This is a genomic window from Paraburkholderia rhynchosiae, from assembly GCF_002879865.1.
GTDB classification, from domain to species: Bacteria; Pseudomonadota; Gammaproteobacteria; order Burkholderiales; family Burkholderiaceae; genus Paraburkholderia; species Paraburkholderia rhynchosiae.
Window position 1 is genome coordinate 1 of sequence record NZ_PNXY01000112.1, and the last position, 876, is coordinate 876.

General features: G+C 63.4%; 1 protein-coding gene. It reads left to right on the top strand.

Annotation, left to right across the window (positions count from 1 at the left end; all coding sequences use genetic code 11):
* Positions 1 to 285 (top strand): PRC-barrel domain-containing protein (locus C0Z16_RS37020; RefSeq protein WP_407070734.1); only part of this gene is annotated, 285 nt, incomplete at its 5' end.
* Positions 286 to 876 lie beyond the last annotated feature (591 nt).

An 876-nucleotide genomic window follows, 5' to 3' on the forward strand; every position in this document is an offset into this window, starting at 1 on the left:
AGCGGCAGGATTGCGTACGCCGTGCTGTCGGAAGGCGGCTTTCTCGGCATGGGCACGAACCTGCATGCGATACCGTGGAACGCACTCACGCTGGATACCGACGCAAAGTGTTTCCGTGTCAGCATCGACGCGCAACGCATCAAGGACGACCCGGGCTTCGATAAGGACCACTGGCCGTTGATGGCAGATGCCACATGGGGCACCACGCTTCACCAGTATTACAGCCGCGAGCCCTACTGGTCGACGACGCGCAGTGTAGAAGACATACCGCCGAGCGACATCTGAAAATCGACTGTTGTCAACGCCGGCCCGCGTGCACGATGCGGCTCGGTGTTGGCGTTACCCAGGGAGGCATCATGAAAGCAATGAAGAGGGCAGTGTTGTGCTCGGCGTTAGCGCTCGCGTCGGTTGGCGCCGCGTTCGCGCAGGGTGCGGGTGGTGGCGCCGGTGGCGGTGGCACCAGTGCCGGCGCAGGGGGCGCTGGCGCTGGCGGTGCGAATGGTGCCGGCCAGGGCGGTGCAGGAATGAGTGCGCCCAACACGGGAGGTACTGGGGGAGCGACGTCCACGTCAAAAGGTTCGCCATCGACAATGGCGCCCACCCGCAAGCCACAGAAAAACTCGCAGGCCAAGGGAGCGTCCGATACGGCTGCCTCGAGTGCGCAATGAGCGTGCTGAAGACTACTTCCGGATAATGCGTCGCCCGGCAAGAGCTGTTCGCGGTCTGTGCCGGTTGCACGGGGACAGCAGCCCTTTTAAATGGTGACTCGCGCGGCAAGCGACGTGCGCCTGAGGCTAAGAGGTAGCTCTTGCACGGCGCGCGTCGATTATCGTGCAGTGGGAATGCGGCGCTGACGCCGTCTGACATTGCGAAAGC